At 48.3% G+C, this 747-nt stretch carries 6 tRNA genes; all 6 read right to left on the minus strand.

The features are described 5' to 3' along the window. Positions 1–38: 38 nt before the first annotated feature. Positions 39–111 (minus strand) — tRNA-Phe (locus tag HMPREF3058_RS10345). A 104-nt stretch (positions 112–215) separates the two neighbouring features. Further along, a tRNA-Met gene (locus HMPREF3058_RS10350) sits at positions 216–289 on the minus strand. Between the two features lie 11 nt (positions 290–300). Then, positions 301–393 (minus strand) — tRNA-Ser (locus HMPREF3058_RS10355). Positions 394–402: 9 nt separating this feature from the next. Further along, positions 403–476, minus strand: a tRNA-Ile gene (locus tag HMPREF3058_RS10360). A 23-nt stretch (positions 477–499) separates the two neighbouring features. Then, positions 500–573: transfer RNA gene (locus HMPREF3058_RS10365), tRNA-Met, on the minus strand. A gap of 24 nt (positions 574–597) precedes the next feature. Then, positions 598–673 (minus strand) — tRNA-Ala (locus HMPREF3058_RS10370). Positions 674–747 lie beyond the last annotated feature (74 nt).

Raw genomic sequence — 747 nt, forward strand, 5'->3', positions numbered from 1 at the left:
CAGTTGCTCTACCAATTGAGCTAGGCCGGCTATAGGTATGGTTCAGGACAGAATCGAACTGCCGACACATGGAGCTTCAATCCATTGCTCTACCAACTGAGCTACTGAACCAAAATAAAAATTCGTAATGATATCTCTTTGAAAACTAAGTTTTATATGTTCTGAAAAACAATATGTATTTTAGCTATTTCACCACGAAACCTATATTAGTAATATTGCGGGAGGCGGATTTGAACCACCGACCTTCGGGTTATGAGCCCGACGAGCTACCGAACTGCTCCATCCCGCGCTAATAATTAATGGCGGAGGAAGAGGGATTCGAACCCCCGCGGCCCGTTAAGGCCCTGTCGGTTTTCAAGACCGATCCCTTCAGCCGGACTTGGGTATTCCTCCAAAATTATATGGACCTTGCAGGACTCGAACCTGCGACCGAACGGTTATGAGCCGTTAGCTCTAACCAACTGAGCTAAAGGTCCTGAATGTATACAACTAATAGTAGTGGCGGTGGAGGGGATCGAACCCCCGACCTCACGGGTATGAACCGTACGCTCTAGCCAGCTGAGCTACACCGCCGTTATGTAGTTTGTAAATTAATAATGGTGGAGACTAGCGGGATCGAACCGCTGACCTCCTGCGTGCAAAGCAGGCGCTCTCCCAGCTGAGCTAAGCCCCCAAAATTTATTTTACTATCGGGAAGACAGGATTCGAACCTACGACCCCTTGGTCCCAAACCAAGTGCTCTACCAA

This window comes from Staphylococcus sp. HMSC068G11 (genome assembly GCF_001815825.1).
GTDB lineage: Bacteria > Bacillota > Bacilli > Staphylococcales > Staphylococcaceae > Staphylococcus > Staphylococcus epidermidis.